Origin of the sequence: Corallococcus exiguus, assembly GCF_009909105.1 — a bacterium.
In the GTDB taxonomy this organism is placed as follows: Bacteria; Myxococcota; Myxococcia; order Myxococcales; family Myxococcaceae; genus Corallococcus; species Corallococcus exiguus.
This window is the reverse complement of record NZ_JAAAPK010000013.1, coordinates 34,244-53,813: the sequence shown is the minus strand read 5'-3', so window position 1 is coordinate 53,813 and position 19,570 is coordinate 34,244. Positions and strand designations below refer to the sequence as shown.

The window sequence follows — 19,570 nt, the reverse complement described above, 5'->3', positions numbered from 1 at the left end:
ATTGGACAGCTTCACGACATGACGCCCTGTCCCACGACGGTCCGAATTCGACCGCAAGGCGCGGAGTGCTGGCCTGGGAACCGGGGGTTAGGTTTCGCCTCGTGGTCATCGAAAGGAGGCTGAGCATGGCGACGAAGACGGAGGCCCTCGCGGCGGCGACAGTGGGCGACCCGCGCTGGGCGGCGGTCGTCGCTCGGGACGCGGCGGAGGATGGGCGCTTCTTCTATTCCGTGAGGACGACGGGGGTGTACTGCCGTCCGTCCTGTGGCGCGAGGACGCCGCGGCCGGAGAACGTGGGGTTCCACGCGACGAAGACGGCGGCGGAGCAGGCGGGGTACCGGGCGTGCAAGCGGTGCAAGCCGGGGGAGCCCTCGCTCGCTGTGAAGCACGCAGACCGGGTGGCCGAGCTTTGCCGCTTCATCCAGGCGTCTGAAGAGATGCCGAGCCTGGAGGAACTGGCGGAGCGCGCGGGGCTGTCGCCGTATCACCTGCACCGGGTGTTCAAGGCCGTCACGGGGCTGACGCCGAAGGGCTACGCGGCGGCGCAGCGGGCGGAGCGGATCCGCACGGGGCTGACGAAGCGCGGCTCCGTCACTGAAGCCATCTACGACGCCGGATTCAATTCGAGCGGTCGCTTCTACGAAACCTCCAGCCAGGTCCTGGGCATGACACCGACGAACTTCCGCGCCGGGGGCGCGAACACGCAGATCCACTTCGCCATCGCGGAGTGCTCGCTGGGGCCCATCCTGGTGGCCACGAGCGACCGGGGCGTGTGCGCCATCCTGATGGGAGATGATCCGGACGCGCTGGCGAAGGACCTCCAGGACCGCTTCCCGCAGGCGACGCTGGTGGGCGGGGACGCGAAGTTCGAGCAGCTGGTCGCGAAGGTCGTGGGCTTCGTGGAGGCGCCGCGCGTGGGGCTGGATTTGCCACTGGACGTGAGGGGCACGGCGTTCCAGCAGCGCGTGTGGCAGGCGCTGCGGGAGATTCCAGCGGGGAAGACGGCGAGCTACATGGACATCGCGGAGCGGATTGGTTCGCCGAAGTCGGTGCGGGCCGTGGCTCAGGCGTGTGGCGCGAACGCGCTGGCGGTGGCGATTCCGTGTCACCGGGTGGTGCGGAATGACGGCGCGCTGTCTGGGTATCGGTGGGGCGTGGAGCGAAAGCGCGCGTTGCTGGAGCGTGAGGCGCAGCGGTGAGGAGACGGGTTCGTTCGGTGGATTGGGAGGGAACGGGCCGGGAGTTGGATGCCCGTGGGTGCGCGGTGCTGGAGCAACTGCTCACGCCTGACGAGTGCGAAGCATTGGCGTTGCTCTACGACGTGGACGACGCCTTTCGCAGCCGAGTGGTGATGGCGCGGCACGGGTTCGGCCGGGGCGAATACAAATACTTCGACCATCCGTTGCCGGAGGTCGTGACGGAACTGCGCACGGCGCTGTATCCATGCCTGGCGCCCATCGCGAACCGCTGGAACACGGCCATGGGCATCGACGTGCGGTATCCGGACGTCCACGCGGACTTCCTCGCGCGATGCCACGAAGCCGGGCAGGTGCGGCCCACGCCCCTGCTCCTGCGCTACGGCGCGGACGACTACAACTGCTTGCACCAGGACCTGTATGGCGAGCACGTCTTCCCGCTCCAGGTGGCCATCCTCCTCTCCGAACCCGGACGGGACTTCACGGGCGGCGAGTTCGTCCTGACGGAGCAACGTCCCCGAATGCAGTCACGCGCGGAGGTCGTCCCTCTGCGTCAGGGGGATGCGGTCGTCTTCGCGGTGCATCATCGCCCGGTCCAGGGCACACGGGGCACGTACCGCGTCAACCTGCGGCACGGTGTCAGCCGCGTACGCTCCGGCATGAGGCACACGGCAGGCATCATTTTCCATGATGCGGCGTAGCCCCTGGTATTGGGCACACATCCGCAGAAATAGTGAATTACCCCAGGGCCATTCCCACCCATATGGAGAGGCCTTGATCTGAGTGCCTGAGTTTGTCCATTCTGCAAAACGACAAAACCCAGGCATCCGCTGTCGTCTCGAGTCTGCCGTTGACGGTGCAGGACGCGGCCAGCGCCCTGGATTCCGACCGGCCCGGCCCGGGTCCCTGCGGCTGAAACGCTCAGGGCCCCACGAGGCCTCGGTATGCGCGTGAGAGGCGGCCTCGCTGGGAGCGGCTCTCACAATCCTGCTTTTCCTCTATATCCACGAATGTAGGCCGTGATGAATAATGGCAGGTCAGCGTTGCCGTGCATCTGCGGCTGCTGGCCCAGCACCCTCTCTCACCCACCGGAGAATCCAATGAAGCGGATAGGGATGGTCATCGCGCTGTTCATTTGCGTGAACGCAGCCCCCCAAGCTCGAGCCACCGCCATGAAGCCAGCGGCGCTGCGCGAGCGCATCAGCGTGTCGCTGGCCGCCGACAAGCGCGAGGTGGCGCTGACCCTGGCGAAGCAGGACCCGGTGCTGCGAAAGGCTCTCGCTTCCCGCTTGAGCAGCGAGCACCTCGCTGTGGACCTGAAGCAGTGGCTGAGCACCGTGTCGGCCCCGTCCTCCGTCACGGGCGTGGCGGAGCGAGCGGACCTGAACATCCGTCGGCTCAAGGGCATCGATCGTGAGCTAGACAGCCTGCTGCAGCTTCGTCTGGCCAGCGCGTCCATGCTGGCGGCATTGCAGCAAGGCGTTGACCCTCTCTACGCCTATGAACCGGATGGCGATGACTCCCAGTGGCGCTTCATCGAGGCCTTCGATGGCCTTGGCCGCGTGCACCGCCTCGACGTGCACCGCCTGCCCGAACAGCCGGTGCTGGTGGTGGACATCGACGCGCGCAGGGACCTGGCCGCCGGCATCAAGCTGATGCGCGAGCACCTCGTGGCCCTCGGGCAACGTCCCCTGCCCGTCCTGGACACGTCCGCCGCGGCGGCCAGCACGCCGGTGACGATCCTCGATCGCATCTACCTGAACGACGACGAGGAGCCGTGGATCTCCGGTAACGCGGAGGTCTATGCCATCGTCAATGGTGTCGACCCCAGCCGTGACGCACCGCAGTTGGACATCGTCGACATGCCCTATCTGGACACGGACGGGAGGACCTACTCCCCGAACCAGGTCCTGATCTTCTGGGAGCGCTACCGCTGGGCGGCGGCGAACGTCATCCTCATGGAGCACGACGACAACACCAGCTACCAGGAGCTGGTGAGCTACCTGTTCAATGTCGCGAGCCAGATCCTGACCGCCGTGGGCCAGCCGGAGATCGGCGCCCTGGTGTCCCTGGGCAGCGGGCTGGTGGATCGCATGCCGGGTGAATGGTTCACCAACGACGACGACTACGTCGATTCGTTCTACACCCTGGAGAAGAACCACACCTACACCAACTACAGCGGTGCACGCGGCAACGCGGTGGTGACGCTCAGGCCGTACGAACTCCTGGGCCAGTAGCAGTCGGCGGGCCCGTGGGGGTCGAGGCGGCTCTGCTCGACCCCTTCGGTCAGCGTCCGGCCTGGGCCAGGAAGTCGGCGGTCGGCAGGACCCTGGCGTAGCCCATCCCCAACGCCGCCAGGAACGCGGCATGGACCTGGGGCGCGGGCACGCTCTGGCCCTGGAACTCCAGGCTCCGGGCCGCGCACGCATCCCCCAGCACGGTGACCGTGTAGCCCAGGTCCGCTGCGGCCCGCACCGTGGCATCCACGCACATGAGGGTCATCATTCCCACGACCACCAGGTGCTTCACCTCCAGGGTCCGCAGGCGCTCCTGGAGGTCCGTCTCGCGGAAGCTGTTGGGGAAGTGCTTGAGCACCACCGCTTCACCCGGTCGAGGCGCGACTCGAGGATGAATCTCCGCGCCCGGGGTCCCCGGCAGGAAGAAGGTGGCGCCTGGCTGCGGGGATTCGTGGCGCACGTGGATGACCGGAAGGCCGCGCTCCCGGAAGAAGTCCAGGGCCGCCCGGGCCTGGGTGGCCGCGGCATCGCAGCGATCCAGTTCGAACCGTCCCTCGGGGAAATAGTCATTCTGGATGTCGATGAGCAGCAGTGCGGTGTTCTCCACGGACGTCCTCCTTCATTCGGGTCTTGATGCGTCGCCACGTCGAATACGCGGGCCCGCGCCCTGGCGGGAGTGTCCGGATTGACAAATCCGGGGCGGAAACCGACAAACGCGCATGCCTGCCGGGTCCTCGTCGATTCGTGTCGCGGTGCTGGCCCTGGAGGGCTGCGTGGCCTCCAGCGTCGCGGGCCCGCTGGACGTGTTCGCCATGGCCAACCGCCTGAGCCGGGACCAGGGCGGTGGAGAACCCTTCACGACGGAACTGGTGGCGCCCCTCGCCGGCCCCGTGCGCAGCTTCCATGGCCTGATGCTGGGCGCCGCGCGAGTGCCGGCCCCGACGGAACGCTTCGACGTCGTCATCATCCCCGCGCTCGTGGGCGACCTGGAGCAACGCGTGGCGAAGCGCTCCACCACGGACTGGCTGGCGGGACAGCACACGCGAGGCGCGAAGCTCGCGGCGGTGTGCGCGGGCGCCTTCCTGCTCGCCGAGGCGGGGCTCCTGGAGGGCCGGGAGGCCACCACCCACTGGGGGCTGGCCCGGGACTTCGCGACCCGCTATCCCCGCGTGGCGCTCAAGCCGGAATTGCTCCTGGTGGACCATGGCGACGTGCTCACCACGGGCGGAATCACCGCCTGCATGGACCTCTGCCTGCACCTGATCGCGAAGCAGGTCTCCGCGGAGCTGGCCGCGCTTTGCGCCAGGATGCTCCTGGTGGAACCCGGCCGTCGGTTCCTCGCCCCCGACACAGTGCACGCCACGCCTCGCGACCACGGCGACACCGCCGTGCTGCGCGCCCAGGAGTGGCTGGAGGCCCACCTCTCGGAGCCGGTGACCCTGGCGGGAGCGGCCGGGGCCGCGAGCCTGGGCGAACGCACGCTGCTGCGTCGGTTCCGCAAGGCCACCGGCGATACGCCCCTGGACTATGTCCAGCGCCTGCGCATCGAGGCCGCCCGGCGACTCCTGGAGACCACTCCCCGAACCGTGGAGGACATCTCCCAGTCCGTCGGCTACGCCGACACCACGTCGTTCCGCCGCCGCTTCAAGGCTCGCACCGGACTGTCTCCGGGCTCCTACAGGAAGCGGTTCGCGCTGCGCTGATGTGAACCGTGGTCAAGGCTCCATTTCTTCGGGAAGGGGCGTGCGGAGAAACATCAGCCCGCCACCCGTCCTGCGAGGAATGACCCGGAAGCCCTTTCCCGCGACACGAACCAGGTCGCCCTCCTGCCCCAGTCCCTGGGCGAGCCAGGCTTCAGCCTCCTCCATCGTGGAGAACGACTGGGCCACGACAATGGACGCTGAGGCAGGGATGAAGAACTACCGGAAGTACTCCCGGTAGTCCTCCAACTTCCCGTTCTCGCGGACGTAGAGCAGCGCCACTGCGGCGATCCTCAGGGCTTCGTCCTCGGGGGTTCCATCCTGGAACCGCTCACCGATCGTCCCAAGGACACCCATCACGGCATCGACGTCGAAATTGGAGTTGTAAGCCATGGGTCCTCCTTCAGAACCAGGATCAAAGCTCCAGCGGCACCAATAGTCAGATGTCAGCGAAATGAATCGACGATGTAGGCAGCTGCCACAGAGCCGTCGAGAATCGCCATTCCGGGCTTTGACTCAGGCAGCTTCCGCATCTGATCCCGGCTGAGCCGAGCCACGGCGCAGATGGGAACCTTGTCGCCATCTGGCGGGTGGGCCTCGTACCAGCGAATGACGACCTGGGGCCCGCTCGTCCAGACCTGCCCATACAAGCGCGTCGTCGCCTCAAGGGTGCCCATGTCGTCCTTGAGGATGCTCTCAATGGGTCCGTCGTAGAGCGAGATGCGTCTTGCGTCGATCTGGTTGGCATCGAGATCCGCCAGCGCGGCATCCCCAACCCGCAGCCTCAGGTACCGCATCACTTCGAGCGCCTTCGCCGGGCACTCCTGCGGTCCTGGGGTGCCGTCGGGGCGTAGCGCGACACCGCCAGCCGTAGTGCAGCCAGAAGGGGCGCCAAGCAGGAGAACGGAGCCGAGCAACAGGGCCTTGGGCATGCGCATGAGCGCCACTTCTACTGCCGAAGCAAGGTGTGATCCATCGCGACGAACACCTGGAGGAGTCCGTCGTCCCGGAAGATCTGGAGGGCCAGATCGGCCAGTTGCCCGTCCTTGTCCTCGAAGGCGCTCTTGTCGACAACGACTGCGAGCCTTCCCGACTGTCCCGAAACGAGGACGGAGCGATTCATGCGAAGCGCGAACGGGCGAGCGGTGTCGCTGGAGAAGTCGCGAGTGAGATAGGCCCCGTCGAATCTCCAGGACTGGCCATGGTAGGTATTCGTCAGGTGAATCACGGCCGCTGCCTTTTCTGGCCCCGAGAAGACCTCAACGACCATGTCCATGTCTTCGTTCTTCGAGCGCCAGAACTTCGCACGCCGGAACGGCGTCTTCTTGACCTGCCCATTCGCGAGAAGCGTCGCATAGGCGTGGTCAACCGAGTTCTCTTCCTTCTTGAAGCGCTCATTCTCCTCACTCAGCTTGCGCTCGCGACCGAGCGAGTCATAAAGCGACGAGAGGACCGCATCGTAACTGTCAGGGTCCTTGAACACGTTGACCTGATAGTCGATCCAGCCCCAGCGCTCCTGGCTCTTGGCCCTCACCAGGAATGTGAACTCTGTTCCATCAACGAGTGTCACCAGCAAGGGTAACGCTTCGCCGCTATCGAGCTCACGCAGCGGTTCGAGGATGACCTTCTTGCCGCCAATCAGCGGCGCTTCGAAACGTCCCTCCCACCCCAGGAACTTCGTCCGGGCGGGATCAACCTCCGCCTCGAATCGAAGTGCTGTCACCACCTGCCAGGAGACATAGATGGACGACGCCTCCTGGGCTGGATGGGCTGGGGCCTTGAGCGTCCGAATCGTGAGCTTGTCCGACACCTCCCTCGCCAGGGACGGCGAAGCGATCAGGACAAGCAGGAGGCCATACCTGAGAAAAGGGAGGACGCGCATGGACTCCCAACCTACCAGGGCAGGTACAGTTCATCCAACCTTTGCCTTGAGTAATGCCTGCGCCGTCCGCGCGACGAGCTTCCCGGTAACGCCCTTCGGCAGCACCACGCCGAAGAAGAAGCCCTCTTCGAAGGGCTCCGTCGAGTCGAGCTGGATCTTCACCCGCGAGGCAATCGTCGCGAGAGCCATCTTCAGGAACACCATCGCGAAGTCCGCGCCCACGCACGCACGCGGCCCGCGTCCAAAGGGGAAGAAATGGCCGCTCCCCAGCGGGTCCCGCGTCGTGCCTCCGTCCAGCCAGCGCTCCGGCTTGAACGTGTCCGGGTCCGGCCAGTGCGCCGGGTCGCGGTGAAGGTGCTGATTCGAGATCATGATCATCGACCCCGCTGGCAACGTGACCCCGGCCAGCTGCGCATCCTTCGACGGCGTGCGCGTCATCACCCGGACCGCCGGCAGGATGCGCAGCGCCTCATACGCCACGGCCTCCACCCACTTCGCGGCGTCCAGCTTCGCGAGCGTCAGCGGCCCGTCCGCCACCAACGAGGCGGCCTCGGCGGCGAGGCGCGCGTCAGCGTCGGGGTACTTGTTGAGCTGGTGGAACGCCCCCACCAGCGTGACGCTGGAGGAGAACGCACCGCCGAAATAGGTGCCCCCAAGCATGTGCGCCAGCACCTGATCATCGATGCCCGGCGTCTCCCGCAGGTAGCGGGACATGATGTCCACGGCACGCGGGTCCTGCCGCTTGCGAGCCTCGCGGATGCGGTCCACGAAGTGCCCGTAGAAGCGCGCCTTCACCGCGTCGAAGTCCTTGGGCGGCTTCACGAACTTCAGCGGCAACTTCGACTGGATGCGCGCGTCCGCCGCCCTCGCGAGCAGCATGAAGTCCTCGAACACCTGATCCGACAGCTTCTCCCCCACCGAAGCCACCGAGAACGCGTCGAAGGTGAGCCGGCGCAGCGCGGGCGTGAGGTCGATGTGCCTCTGCTTCAGCAGCGCGTCCACGGACTCGGAGATCGCCGCCTGCATGGGGCCCACCTGATCCGCCAGCCACTCCGTGGCCCACGGCTGCGCGCCGGGCTCCAGCTGGCGCTTCCGGACCCAGTCCCCGCGCAGCTCCGCAGTGAACGCAGTGTCGTCCGTCACCGACGGGCGGATCTGCTCGCTGATGTTCCCCTTCTCGAACTCCATCCGGCGCGGGGACTCGTAGACCTCCGCGATGAGCGCCGGGTCGTTGAGCACCAGTCCGGGGTTGGGCCCCATCCAGATGAGCGTGACGCCGCCGTACTCGCGGCCATAGCGCGCACAGACATCCCAGGGCGACGCCCCCAGGAAGTCCCCAGCAGTGCCGAGGATCCCCGGCTGGGGACCGGGCAGCGACGCGAACGGCTTACGCTTCGCGCCGAAGAACAGGTTGAAGATGCCGCGAGAGAGGGCATTGGGCATGGGCGGAGTCTCCTGACGGCGCTAGACGGTGATGCCACAGGGGATGCGGTCGGCCTGCAGGACGGTGTAGGGCACCGCGCTCTTCGCGTTGCGCGCCTTCACGGCCTCGCTCTGCGCGCGCAGCTGGGCGTGGAAGCGGTCGCGGATGGCGATGAGCTCCGGCTCCTGGAAGTAATCCTCGCGCCAGCCACCCTCGTGGAGCAGGTACTCCTCGTCGTCCCCGAAGCTGGACAGCGCGCGGCCCACCGCCACCTGCCAGAGCATCTGCGTCTTGGAGGGAATCATCGCGTCGATGTCCTTCTCACCCAGGACGCCCTTCTCTCTCGGCGGAGGCTGGCGCATGCACAGGGGCGCGTTGGGCACGAAGGCGTAGTGCTCGTACTGGAGGTAGTTCACCGCCGCGTGCTGGACGCTGACCGTGAAGAGCACCGTGGTGAGGATGTCCGTCAGGTCCGCGACGCGCTTCAGCTCCGCGCAGGGCAGCTTCTCCACCGACAGGCCGTGCTCGGTGAGGTCCTTCCACCAACGCTGCATGTCGGTGTCGTGCACCAGGTCCTCGTCGGACTTGTAGAAGTGCCCCAGCACACCGCCCACGTACTCCTCCAGCGCCTCCCACAGGAGCAGCGAGTCATCGCGATACGGGTAGTGCGGGAGCACCGCCGGGTCGAGCACGCCACGGCGCTCGATGTCCAGGCGCGGCTTGTTGTCCGCGAGCGTCCAGGCCCTGTACCCCTTCTTGCCCAGGAAGACGTGGCCCTGGTCGGGGCCGCCCGTGGCGATGAGATCGTCGAACACGCCGCCCGCCGCGAGCAGGCCCTTCCGGGCGCCATCGTTGATGGCGAGCGTGTAGCGGAAATGGCGGCGCAGCAGCTTGTAGACGGGGTGCGGGTCCGGGAGGTTGCGCATCGTCGCCATGACGAACGGCTCGGCGACAAAGTGGGTCCGGAGCGCGTGCCCCACCATCTGGTGCGTATTGCCCTCGCTGCACCGGAGGTAGATCTTCGCGGCCAGCCAGTCGTGCGGGCTGTCATTGGGCGTGAACACTGGATCCAGCGCCGGGTCGCGGCCCAGCTGGATGGCGATGGGCCGCAGTTGCCGCGTGTCGTCCAGGTACAGCAGGCATCGGGACGCGGGCGCCCACCGGCGCTCCTCGACGCCGGCCTTGTCCGCCTTCCTGAACATGGGCACGTCGCCCAGGATCTCGAAGTCGAGCAGGAAGACGCGCTTGCCGGCCAGCGCCTGTTGGAGCGTCGTGCCAGGAGCCAGCAGGCCCCTCAGCTCGGAGTCCTGGAGGGGCATTCCTTCCGGCAGCTCGGTGATGGACTGGATGTGGACGGGGCTGATGCCCTGCACGGCCTGCCGGGCGAACTCGATGTCGTCCTGCCAGCGCCTGGCGATGGTTGGCAGTTCGAGGCCCTTGAAGAAGTCGAAGACGTCCACGAGGCCATTCCACGCCTTGCCGAGCACGGGCATGTGCAACTTGATGGCCGCGAGCGTCTTCGCGATGACGACCTCATAGCTGCCGTCCACGAGGCCCCGGTAGAGCTCGTCCTTCGGCAGCGGGCGCGCCTCCGTGATGTCGAGCGCGCCGGGCAGCCCGGCGGTGGCCTCCGCGGGGCGCCAGGGATACATGCGCTGGCGGGCCCGGAGCAGGTCGTTCCGGGCGACCTTCTGCCGCTCGTGCTGGACCTGCTGGGGCAGTTGGGCGGTGCCCTCGAGGACCTCCGCGGTGGAGCGGCCCAGGACCCAGCGGTAGTACGGGAAGAACCAGTGCTTCCCCAGCGCGGTGACGGTCACCGAGTCGAGGAGCCAGTCGCCACCGACGCCGCCCCCCGCGTTGGAGAAACGGAGCAGGATCAGGTCCCCCAGGTCCTCGGACCTGACGGAGTAGGCGTCCACCGCGCCGGCCTCGAAGTCGTTGTGGAAGCGCTTGTCCAGGGCTTGCGGCTGGCTCTCGCCCTTCGTGCCCACCAGGACCACGGAGATGGCCGCGTTCGTTCCGGCGCCGAGCTTCGAGCTCGTGCGAATCGTCAGCGTGTAATCGACAGTCATGGATTTCCCCACTAGCACGCAACGGCGGAAGGTACGCCGGTGAAACCGGGACGGACAAGCCGGGCTCTCGCACTGACGCTGAGCACGGCTCCTTCCCTCGGAGCCTGCGCTGAAATCGATAGCGGGTTGCCCTCCGGGGCGAACACCCGGATATGGGTTTGCCGTATGCGCATGCGGCGGTGCTCGACCCGGTGCGTGTTACCTTCCCGCACGATGAAGCCTGCTTCCCGTCGTTCCCTGATTGAGGCACGGAGCTGATGCCCACCGCCTGGCGCCGTCTGTTGACCTCGTTGGGGTTCGCTTCGAAGGCCGGGGAGCCGCCACTCCTGGAGGCGGAGGAGCTGGCCCGGTGGTACTCGGGGCTGGGGTTGAAGGAGCGGCTGGCGGTCAGCCGCAACCTGGTCGAGCGCGTGCGTGCGCCGCGAGCGTCGCGGGATCCGTCGACCCTCCCGGCCGTCGTCACGGGCCGGCTGATGTTCGAGCAGGACGGGCCGCAAGGCCCCATTCCCATGCATCACGTCAAGGTGGAGCTGTGGGACCGGGACTTCGGCACGCCAGACGACTTCCTGGGCGAGACCTTCACGGGCGCGGATGGGTCGTTCGTCATCCGCTACGACCCGGCGGACGCGGGCGAAGGAGACCTGCCAGACCTGGAGCTGCGCTTCTTTGAACCGCAGCACACCTTCCGGCAGGACGGCCGTGTGGTGGAGACGTGGAAGCGCATCGGTTCCGAGCCGGGGCCGGATGACCACGCAGGCTTTGACCACGACTTCGGAACGTTGCGGCTGCCGTACTGGGAATACGATCCGTCGACGCCGCTGGCGCGGCTGCTCGTGGTGGAAGAGGGCACTCCACCCACGGCGTATGCACCAGGGCGCGCATTGGCGATGCTCAAGGCCGTCGCGCCCATCGAGCTGGTGAAGCGGCAACACCAGCTGCAGATCCGGCTGGGACAGGCGCCGAGCCTGGGGAAGATCCAGGCGGAGTATCCGGAGACGACGACGGTCCGGATGGAGCGGGAGTCCCCGGGCTCCTCGCGGAGTGATGCGTGGTTCGGCGAGCGGCTGCTCAACGGGATGTTCTCCAGCATCCTGGACCGCGACCCCGAGGTGCCTGGGGATGCGCAGGCCTTCCGGCTGTATCTGCCGTGGAATGCCTACGAGCAGGACGGCGTGCATTGCCTGCCGGACGTGGACCTCCGGCTGCGGCTGGTGGATGGCAAGCTGATGCCCCAGCGGATCATCCTGGGGATGCGGGAACCCGGAGCAACGGCGCCCGGCTCACCGGTGACTCGCAGGACGTACACGCCCGCGGACGGCGCGGATTGGGAAGCGGCGAAGCGGATGGCTCGCGTGAGCGCGACGTTGGACGTGGAGCTGGGCAACCACCTGGGACAGTGCCACTTCAACGTGGAGCAGTACGCCATCGCCGCGCATCGGAACCTGCGGCACAACCCCTTGCGCTGGTTGCTCATGCCGCACCTGCGGGAGGTGGTGTTGATCAACCACGCCGCCACCGGGTTCCTGGTGGGCCCCACGGGGTACATCACGCGGGCCAGTGCGTTGACGGAAGCAGGCATCCACCAGCGGTTGGAACACCTGATGGGCAGCTACGACTGGAAGGGCTTCGCGCCCGCGACGCCAGTCTGCGAGGGCCACCGCTACGCGCAGGCGGGGCAGTTGTTCTGGAAGCTGCTCGGCGAGCACGTCGACGCGTTCTTCGCGGAGCACGGCGCGGCGGTGGAGGCGCAATGGCAGGAGGTGCGCCGGTTCTCGGACGACCTGGTCGCGCATTCCGCACCGGCGTTCGTGTGCCGCTACCTGCGAGCGACGGTTCCAGGAAAAGAAGCGCCGTGGTTCGTGCGCTCGGAGCGCATGGACCTGGGGGCGAAGGTCGCGGAGCCCGCGACGAAAGCCGTGAGCGCCGTGACTCGGACGGATACGCCCCTGCCAGGCGAGGTCGAGGCGCTGAAGCACCTCTGCCGCTACGTCATCTTCTTCGCGACGTTCCGCCACGCCTGGGCGAACAACCTCCAGTGGGAGGACGCGGGCGAGGTCCTGTACTCGTGTCTGGGATTGCGCTGGGGCAAGGGCGGCGCGCTGTCCACCGAGGAGGACCTGGACGTCGCGCCGACGCCTGACGAGGCGACGGAGATGCTGTGGATCTCCTGGATGCTGTCCAAGACGAACTACGGCTTCATCCTGTCCAACGAAGAAGAAGACATGCATCCCCGGCTGCTGGAGCTGCTCCGGGCCCGTGCCGCGGACTTCGCGGCCCTGGGCCTGGATGTCCGGACGGTCAGCTCCCGCATCAACATCTGAGCGGAATCAGTACGTCCAGGGGAACCGCTTGAAGTCGCGCTTGCGCTTCTGGACGAACGCGTCGCGGCCTTCCTGTGCCTCTTCCGTGCCGTAGCCCAGACGCGTGGCCTCGCCCGCGAAGAGCTGCTGGCCCACGAGCCCGTCGTCCGGGAGGTTGAAGGCATACTTCAGCATCTTGATGGCCGTGGGGCTCTTGGTGTTGATCTCCGCCGCCCACTCCAGCGCCACCTTCTCCAGGTCCTTGTGCGGCACGGACTTGTTGATGGCGTTCATCTGGAACGCCTCGTCCGCCGTGTAGGCCTGGCCCAGGAAGAAGATTTCGCGCGCCCGCTTCTGCCCCACCTGCCGCGCCAGCAGCGCGCTGCCGTAGCCCGCGTCGAAGCTGGCCACGTCCGCGTCCGTCTGCTTGAACATCCCGTGTTCCTTGCTCGCGATGGTCAGGTCACAGACGACGTGCAGGCTGTGCCCGCCACCCGCCGTCCAGCCCGGCACCACCGCCATCACCACCTTCGGCAGGAAACGGATCTGCCGCTGCACCTCCAGGATGTGCAGCCGCCCCAGCCGCGCCGGGTCCGCCGCGTCCTCGCCGGGCTCGTACTTGTAGCCGTCCTTGCCGCGGATGCGCTGGTCGCCTCCCGAGCAGAACGCCCACCCGCCGTCCTTCGGCGACGGCCCGTTGCCCGTGAGCAGCACCACGCCCACGTCCGTCATGAACCGCGTGGCCTCCAGCGCCCGGGCCAGCTCGTCCACCGTCTTCGGACGGAACGCGTTGCGCACCTCCGGCCGGTTGAACGCGATGCGCACCGTGCCCTGGTCCACCGCGCGGTGGAACGTGATGTCCTTGAACTTGTGGCCTTCCACCGGCTGCCAGCGGGACGCGTCAAAGAGGTCCGAGACCATGCGCAGTCTTGCTCCGAAAATGAGGGAGTGAACGGCCCGGAACCCTAGCGGTTTCCGCTCGGGGACGCCCGCGCTACCGTGCGCGCCATGTCCACGAGCCTGCTCGTCGTCCATGTCCATGTGCACGTGCTGCCCCAGCACGTCGACGCCTTCCTCCAGGCCACCCTCGCCAACGCCCGCGAGAGCGTGAAGGAGCCCGGCATCGCCCGCTTCGATGTCTGCCAGGACAACGACGACCCCACCCGCTTCGTCCTCGTGGAAGCCTACCGCACGCCGGACGCCCCCGCCGCGCACAAGGAGACCGCCCACTACCTCACGTGGCGTGACACCGTCGCCCCCATGCTGGCCGAGCCCCGCATCCCCCACCGCTACACCAACCGCTTCCCCGACGACGCGGCCTGGTGACATGCCCACCGCCCCCTTCGAGTTCGCCACCGCCACCCGCGTCCTCTTCGGCCCGGGCCGCGTCCAGGAAGTCCCCGACCTCGTGCGCGGCCTCGGCGGCCGGAAGGTCCTGCTCGTCACCGGCACCCGCCCCGCCCGCGCCGAACCCGTCCGCGCGGGGCTCGAACGGCTGGGCATCCCTTCCGCCTCCTTCCGCGTCCCGGGCGAGCCCACCGTCGAACTCGCACGCGAAGGCACCGCCGCCGCCGTGGACGCAGGCTGTGACGCAGTGGTCGCCATCGGAGGAGGCAGCGCGCTCGACGCGGGCAAGGCCATCGCCGCGCTCGCCGCCAACGGGGGCGACCCGCTGGACTACCTGGAGGTCATCGGCCGGGGACAGGCCCTGACGAAACCGTCGCTGCCGTTCGTGGCCGTGCCGACCACCGCGGGCACCGGCTCGGAGGTGACGCGCAACGCGGTTCTGGGCTCGAAGGAGGCCGGCGTGAAGGCCAGCCTGCGCAGCCCGATGATGCTCCCTCGCGTCGCCCTGGTGGACCCGGACCTGCTGGAGCATGCGCCCTCGGACGTGCTCGCGGCCGGCGGCCTGGACGCGCTGTCACAGCTCATCGAACCGTTCCTGTCCATCCGCGCCCAGCCGCTCACGGACGCGCTCGCACGTGAAGGCATGCAGCGTTCAGCGCGCTCCCTGCGCAAGGCGGTGCTGCACGGCCCCGGCCCGGCGGAGCGCGAAGACCTGGCCATCGCCAGCCTCTTCGGCGGCCTGTGCCTCGCCAACTCAGGCCTGGGCGCGGTGCATGGCTTCGCGGCGCCGCTGGGCGGGATGCTCGGCGCGGCCCATGGCGCGCTGTGCGCCGCGCTGCTCGGGGCCACGCTGGAGCTGAACCTGGAGGCGCTGCGCTCGCGCGCTCCGGAGCACCCCGCCCTGCCCCGCTTCCGCGAGCTGGCGGTGCTGCTCACCGGCCAGTCCAACGCCCGCGCCGAGGACGGCATCCTCTGGGTGAAGGACCTGGTCCACGCCGTGCGCATCCGGGGCCTGCGCGACATGGGCCTCACCGACTCGGCCATTCCTGAACTCGTCACCAAGGCCCGCGCCGCCAGCAGCATGAAGGGCAATCCGCTTCCGCTCACGGACGCGGAGTTGACGGCGCTCGTCGAACGGTCGATGTGAGGACCCACCCATGAAACCCGCCGCCCTCGTCCCCGTGGTGCTCGAACGTCTGCGTGAGAAGTATCCCGACGCGAAGTACGAGCTGAACTGGAACACGCCCTTCGAACTGCTGGTCGCCACCATCCTGGCCGCGCAGTGCACCGACGAGCGCGTCAACCGCGTCACCGCCGAGCTGTGGAAGAAGTACGACGGCCCCCAGGCGCTCGCGGACGCGGACACCGCGGAGCTGGAGGAGGACCTCAAGCCCACCGGCTTCTTCAAGCAGAAGACCAAGACGGTGCAGGCCATGAGCCGCGCGCTGCTGGACGCCCACCAGGGCGAGGTGCCCGACCGCATGGAGGACCTGGTGGAGCTGCCCGGCGTGGCGCGCAAGACGGCCAACGTCGTGCTCAACACCGCCTTCCAGCAGGCCTCCGGCATCATCGTGGACACGCACGTGGCCCGCGTCAGCCAGCGCCTGGGCCTGACGAAGCAGGAGAAGCCGGAGGCCATCGAGACGGACCTGATGAAGCTGGTGCCCAATGACGACTGGACCTTCTTCGGCCCCGCCGTGGTGCTGCACGGCCGCTACACCTGCGTGGCCAAGAAGCCCAAGTGCTCGGAGTGCCTCCTCAACGACGTGTGCCCCAAGCTGGGCGTGGCCTGAGCCCTCACATGTGCGCGAGCACCACCAGCGTCAGCACCCAGTCCAGACCGGCCTGGAGGAAGTAGTAGGTGGAGCCGTCCAGCGAGGTGCCGAACCCGGTGCCCAGGTGGCCCAGGGGGCCCGCGAAGAACTTCATGCCCACCTCGGCGCCCAGGTTGATGGGGGTGCGCCGCGAGGCCGAGTCATCAATGTACGGGCCCACCAGCGCCCGGGCATAGGGCGCGAACCAGTTCGTCACGAAGTGCTGGTAGCCCACGGTGGCGTTCAGCGACACCCGCTTCGGGTCCATGCTGATGTTGGCGCCCAGCGTCAGCCGGCGGGCCTTGAGCCCCATGGGCTGCACGTTCACGTCAATCGCCAGGCCCATGCCGCCGTCGAACGGGACGCGCCAGCCGAACGCGAACTCCGTCGTCGACTTGTCGATGGACAGCGCCTCGTAACGGAAGTGCGCCGCACCCGCCACGTCCCCGCGCGCGTCCTCGAGGTCCGCGAGCGCCAGCGTGGCCTCCTCCGACTCCTCGTCATACGCCCTGCGCAGCGGCGACTCCGCGCCGTCCAGGTCGCCCCGAGACAGCCGGTCCTTGCCCTGCGACAGGCAGGCGGACGTGGAGCCCATCGCGCACGCGAGCCCCAGGGCCCGGTCCGCCTCCTCCGTCCGGTTGTCCACCTGGAGCTGCTTCGCCCAGGTCTCGCAGGCCCAGGCGCTCCCGCCGTCGCACTTCTCCTCCAACGTGGGGGCGCGCGTCGCCTCGTGCGTCGTCACGCACGCCACCGTCAGCAGGCACGGCAACAGGCACGACACGCGTAGAAGGGACTGAAGGGGACCACGGAGGGCTGGGGCCACAACCATGGTCCACATTCAAACACACCGCCGGGCCGCGGCGTGTCCGGCGCGTTGCGTCTTTCAGCGTTCTTCCAGCGGCCCTTCCCTGTCGTTGATGACGCCCGGGTTGCGGCCGATGTCCGGCCCGTCCCCGCTCCGCTCGTCGGCCTTCTGTTCCTCGGAAGTCGAGTTACCCGAGCCGCCCACGCCTTCCCGGAAACCGTCGGCGGCTTCGCGGCTGGACTCGCGGATGCTCTCCGCAGCCCTGCTGGCGCCATGCTGGACGTCCCTGGCGGCCTCGCCTACCTCCTGCCCGGCCTGTCGGGCGTTCTCGTTGACGGCCTGCTGCTGGCGCTCATTGCAGCCCGTCGTGAAGCCCACCGTTCCAATCACACCCAGCACGACGAGCCCGTTGAAGTGGCGTGTCCACATGGTCGTCTCCCCGAGGGTCCCGGCCCTCTGGAGTGAAACGTAGGCATGCCCGCTTCCGGACGGAGTCCCGCTTCCCCGCTCGGAAGGCCTCGGGGCGCCGCTTGCCTGTCAGCCCCCGGCCGCCCGGGCCTTGCGGAAGGCCTCCGGGGACGTGCCCCACCAGCGCTTGAAGGCGCGGTGGAAGGCGGCCGGCTCCGCGTACCCCAGCAGGAAGGACACCTCCGCGATGGACATGCGCCGCTGGAGGTAGCCCTGGGACAGCTCGCGCCGCAGCGCCTCCACGGTGCCCGCGTAGGTGCGGCCCTCCGCCGCCAGTTGGCGCTGCAACGTGCGAGGTGGAACGCGCAGGGCCCTCGCCACCGCGGCGAAGGAGAAGTCGCCTCCCGCCAGCGTCCGCCGCACCTGCTCCCGCACGCGATCCGACAGGGTGTCCGTGACAGGCAGCCGCTCCAGCGCGCGGCGCGCATGGTGTTCGAACACGGCGTTGAGCAGCGCGTCCGCGTGGACGAAGGGCCGGTCCGCGTCCCCGGCGGAGAACTCCAGGTCGTTCGCCGGAGCGTTGAACTCCAGCGGACAGCCGAAGAGGGCCTCGTGTTCGCGCAGGTCCGCGGGCGCCCCGTGGACGAAGCGCGCGCGCAGGGGCCGCACGTCCGCGCCGGTGAAGACGCGGACGCCCGTGGCCAGCTGCACCAGCGCCACCTCCGCCAGATGCCGGTGCGCCGGCCGCCACGAGGGGCCCACGGGCATGAATCGCATGCGCACGCCGCGCGGAGTGTCCTCCACGACGAAGCGCTCACCGTCGCCCCAGACGCGATGGTAGCGGCAGCCGCGAATCATGGCCTCGCGGAGGTTGCCGCTGGTGAGGATGACGAGCGACGCGGGATCATCCGCGTCCATCACGTCCATGCCCGCCATGTGCAGCCCCAGGTTGTCATCCCCGGTGAGCGCCACGGCCCGCTCCAGGATGGCGTCCAGCACGGCGTAGGGGATGCGCGCTTCCGGGTCGCCCAGGTCCGACCACCGCAGCCCCACCTCTTCACAGAGCCGTTCGGCGGGCACACCGCGCTTCGACGCCGCGAGCAGCCCCTGCCGGGCCAAGCGTGCGGAGAGCGAAGGAGGAGCGGAGGACGACACGGGCAGGGACGCTAGCGACCGTCTGGCGCGAGCAGCAAGCCGTTCTGGCGCCAGCGGTCAGTGCATCCCCCATACGCGGGCGGCACCTTGTCCCGCATGGACTCCACCGCCACCGAGCACCCCACCCTGCTGCCCCGCCTGCACCTCTTCGAGCTGATTGATCAGCCCTGGTATCCGCGCGCGGTGCGCAACCTGTCCACGGACTACCTGCACACGGTGGCCGCTCGGCTGGGGATGTTCGACGCGGCGACGGACGTGCTCGCGAAGGGACTCCAGGCGTCCGGCACGGACACGCTGGTGGACCTGGGCTCCGGCGGCCAGGGGCCCGTGCCCCGCCTGCAACGGATGCTGGAGGCCCGCCACGGATTGAAGACGCGGGCGGTGCTCACGGACCTGTACCCCAACGCGGAGGCCGCCGAGCGGGCGCGGGCGGAAGGTGCCACGTACCTGCCCCGGCCCGAGGATGCGAGGCAGGTGCCGGAGGACTTGCGCGGTATGCGTACGCTCTTCAACGCCCTGCACCACTTCCGGCCGGAGGAGGTGCGCGAGGTGCTGGAGGACGCGCAGCGGCGCGGCGAAGCCTTCGCGGCCTTCGAGGTCGTACACCGCACGCCGGGCGGAGTGCTGGGCACGCTGCTCGTGCCGCTGCTGGTGCTGCTCTTCACGCCGCTCATCCGGCCGCTGACGCCGCTGCGCCTGCTGCTCACCTACGCGGTGCCGGTGGCGCCGCTGGCGCTCGCGTGGGACGGGCTGGTGTCCACGCTGCGGGCCCACCGGCCAGAGGAACTGAAGGCCCTGACCCAAAGCCTCCAGCGCCCCGGCTACACGTGGGAGGTGGGAGTGGTGCGCGAGAAGGGCAAGGGCGCCGTCACCTACGTGCTCGGGATGCCCGTGCGCTAGACGGGGATGTCCTTCCACGGCTGTAGATGGAGACGGACTCGCCGCGCGCCTGGAACCAGCGGGCGAGCACGCCTTCCGGGAAGTAGTGCGCCGGCCCCTGTGTCTCCGCGCGGACCTCCATCAGCCCCGGGGCCACGACGCGTCCATCCACGCGCTCCAGGACCGTGAAGCTCAGGTTCGCCAACGACACGCGCTTGCCCATCGCGCGCAGCCGGAAATACAGCGGCAGGCCGCAGTAGATGTCGAAGCCGCCTCCCGCGCCCGCGAGGAGCACGTGATCCGCGCGCTGGAGCCGCTCGAACAGCGGGGATGTGGCCAGGCCCATGGACAT

General features: G+C 68.4%; 20 protein-coding genes. 9 read left to right on the top strand and 11 right to left on the bottom strand.

Going from position 1 to position 19,570, the window contains the following annotated elements:
• Positions 1–125 precede the first annotated feature (125 nt).
• The 3 genes from ada (at position 126) to GTZ93_RS36065 (ending at position 3,433) form a co-directional block, all read left to right on the top strand.
• Entirely contained in the window at positions 126–1,199 is a 1,074-nt protein-coding gene (ada, locus tag GTZ93_RS36075) for a bifunctional DNA-binding transcriptional regulator/O6-methylguanine-DNA methyltransferase Ada (RefSeq protein WP_139916947.1), read from the top strand.
• A 17-nt stretch (positions 1,200–1,216) separates the two neighbouring features.
• Positions 1,217–1,897 (top strand): 2OG-Fe(II) oxygenase, encoded by a 681-nt coding sequence (locus GTZ93_RS36070; protein ID WP_257979077.1) that lies wholly within the window; start codon positions 1,217–1,219, stop codon positions 1,895–1,897.
• Between the two features lie 471 nt (positions 1,898–2,368).
• On the top strand, positions 2,369–3,433 hold the full coding sequence (locus GTZ93_RS36065; RefSeq protein WP_257979078.1) for a DUF3103 domain-containing protein: 1,065 nt from the start codon (positions 2,369–2,371) through the stop codon (positions 3,431–3,433).
• Between the two features lie 49 nt (positions 3,434–3,482).
• Here the strand turns inward: GTZ93_RS36065 and GTZ93_RS36060 are convergent, their stop codons facing one another.
• Positions 3,483–4,040, bottom strand: a complete 558-nt coding sequence (locus tag GTZ93_RS36060) for a cysteine hydrolase family protein (RefSeq protein ID WP_139916953.1) — start codon at positions 4,038–4,040, stop codon at positions 3,483–3,485.
• Positions 4,041–4,152: 112 nt separating this feature from the next.
• Here GTZ93_RS36060 and GTZ93_RS36055 point away from each other — a divergent pair, with 112 nt between their 5' ends.
• On the top strand, positions 4,153–5,136 hold the full coding sequence (locus GTZ93_RS36055) for a GlxA family transcriptional regulator (protein WP_139916955.1): 984 nt from the start codon (positions 4,153–4,155) through the stop codon (positions 5,134–5,136).
• Between the two features lie 216 nt (positions 5,137–5,352).
• Here the strand turns inward: GTZ93_RS36055 and GTZ93_RS43080 are convergent, their stop codons facing one another.
• From GTZ93_RS43080 to GTZ93_RS36030, 5 genes are read right to left on the bottom strand one after another with little or no spacing between them, the layout of a single operon-like run.
• On the bottom strand, positions 5,353–5,526 hold the full coding sequence (locus GTZ93_RS43080) for a hypothetical protein (protein WP_257979079.1): 174 nt from the start codon (positions 5,524–5,526) through the stop codon (positions 5,353–5,355).
• Positions 5,527–5,579: 53 nt separating this feature from the next.
• Positions 5,580–6,071 carry a serine/threonine protein kinase gene (locus GTZ93_RS36045; RefSeq protein WP_120564239.1) on the bottom strand — a complete coding sequence of 164 codons (492 nt, stop codon included), beginning with the start codon at positions 6,069–6,071 and terminating at the stop codon, positions 5,580–5,582.
• A gap of 11 nt (positions 6,072–6,082) precedes the next feature.
• Positions 6,083–7,015, bottom strand: coding sequence for a DUF2381 family protein (locus GTZ93_RS36040; protein ID WP_139916957.1), 933 nt, complete (start codon positions 7,013–7,015; stop codon positions 6,083–6,085).
• A 30-nt stretch (positions 7,016–7,045) separates the two neighbouring features.
• On the bottom strand, positions 7,046–8,458 hold the full coding sequence (locus GTZ93_RS36035) for a cytochrome P450 (RefSeq protein ID WP_139916959.1): 1,413 nt from the start codon (positions 8,456–8,458) through the stop codon (positions 7,046–7,048).
• 21 nt (positions 8,459–8,479) lie between these two features.
• The gene (locus GTZ93_RS36030; protein ID WP_139916960.1) at positions 8,480–10,510 is read right to left on the bottom strand and encodes a lipoxygenase family protein; all 2,031 of its coding nucleotides are present in this window, start codon (positions 10,508–10,510) and stop codon (positions 8,480–8,482) included.
• A 257-nt stretch (positions 10,511–10,767) separates the two neighbouring features.
• On the opposite strand from GTZ93_RS36030, the gene GTZ93_RS36025 reads away from it, so the two are divergent.
• The gene (locus GTZ93_RS36025; protein ID WP_139916962.1) at positions 10,768–12,831 is read left to right on the top strand and encodes a lipoxygenase family protein; all 2,064 of its coding nucleotides are present in this window, start codon (positions 10,768–10,770) and stop codon (positions 12,829–12,831) included.
• A gap of 6 nt (positions 12,832–12,837) precedes the next feature.
• Here GTZ93_RS36025 and GTZ93_RS36020 read toward each other — a convergent pair whose 3' ends face one another.
• Complete coding sequence (locus tag GTZ93_RS36020; protein ID WP_120577562.1) at positions 12,838–13,731, bottom strand: 1,4-dihydroxy-2-naphthoyl-CoA synthase; 894 nt, start codon at positions 13,729–13,731, stop codon at positions 12,838–12,840.
• Positions 13,732–13,818: 87 nt separating this feature from the next.
• On the opposite strand from GTZ93_RS36020, the gene GTZ93_RS36015 reads away from it, so the two are divergent.
• From GTZ93_RS36015 to nth, 3 genes are read left to right on the top strand one after another with little or no spacing between them, the layout of a single operon-like run.
• On the top strand, positions 13,819–14,136 hold the full coding sequence (locus GTZ93_RS36015; protein WP_139916964.1) for a putative quinol monooxygenase: 318 nt from the start codon (positions 13,819–13,821) through the stop codon (positions 14,134–14,136).
• 1 nt (position 14,137) lies between these two features.
• Entirely contained in the window at positions 14,138–15,304 is a 1,167-nt protein-coding gene (locus tag GTZ93_RS36010; RefSeq protein ID WP_139922366.1) for an iron-containing alcohol dehydrogenase, read from the top strand.
• A gap of 10 nt (positions 15,305–15,314) precedes the next feature.
• Positions 15,315–15,950, top strand: coding sequence for an endonuclease III (nth, locus tag GTZ93_RS36005; protein WP_139922364.1), 636 nt, complete (start codon positions 15,315–15,317; stop codon positions 15,948–15,950).
• Positions 15,951–15,954: 4 nt separating this feature from the next.
• Here the strand turns inward: nth and GTZ93_RS36000 are convergent, their stop codons facing one another.
• From GTZ93_RS36000 to GTZ93_RS35990, 3 genes are all read right to left on the bottom strand, one after another.
• Positions 15,955–16,752, bottom strand: coding sequence for a hypothetical protein (locus GTZ93_RS36000; protein WP_161663264.1), 798 nt, complete (start codon positions 16,750–16,752; stop codon positions 15,955–15,957).
• A 102-nt stretch (positions 16,753–16,854) separates the two neighbouring features.
• On the bottom strand, positions 16,855–17,205 hold the full coding sequence (locus GTZ93_RS35995; RefSeq protein ID WP_180946165.1) for a hypothetical protein: 351 nt from the start codon (positions 17,203–17,205) through the stop codon (positions 16,855–16,857).
• Positions 17,206–17,313: 108 nt separating this feature from the next.
• Positions 17,314–18,339 (bottom strand): AraC family transcriptional regulator, encoded by a 1,026-nt coding sequence (locus GTZ93_RS35990; protein ID WP_139922360.1) that lies wholly within the window; start codon positions 18,337–18,339, stop codon positions 17,314–17,316.
• Positions 18,340–18,399: 60 nt separating this feature from the next.
• On the opposite strand from GTZ93_RS35990, the gene GTZ93_RS35985 reads away from it, so the two are divergent.
• The gene (locus GTZ93_RS35985) at positions 18,400–19,239 is read left to right on the top strand and encodes a hypothetical protein (protein WP_315967409.1); all 840 of its coding nucleotides are present in this window, start codon (positions 18,400–18,402) and stop codon (positions 19,237–19,239) included.
• On the opposite strand, the gene GTZ93_RS35980 is transcribed toward GTZ93_RS35985, so the two are convergent.
• Entirely contained in the window at positions 19,208–19,570 is a 363-nt protein-coding gene (locus GTZ93_RS35980) for a hypothetical protein (protein WP_257979466.1), read from the bottom strand. The genes GTZ93_RS35985 and GTZ93_RS35980 overlap by 32 nt on opposite strands.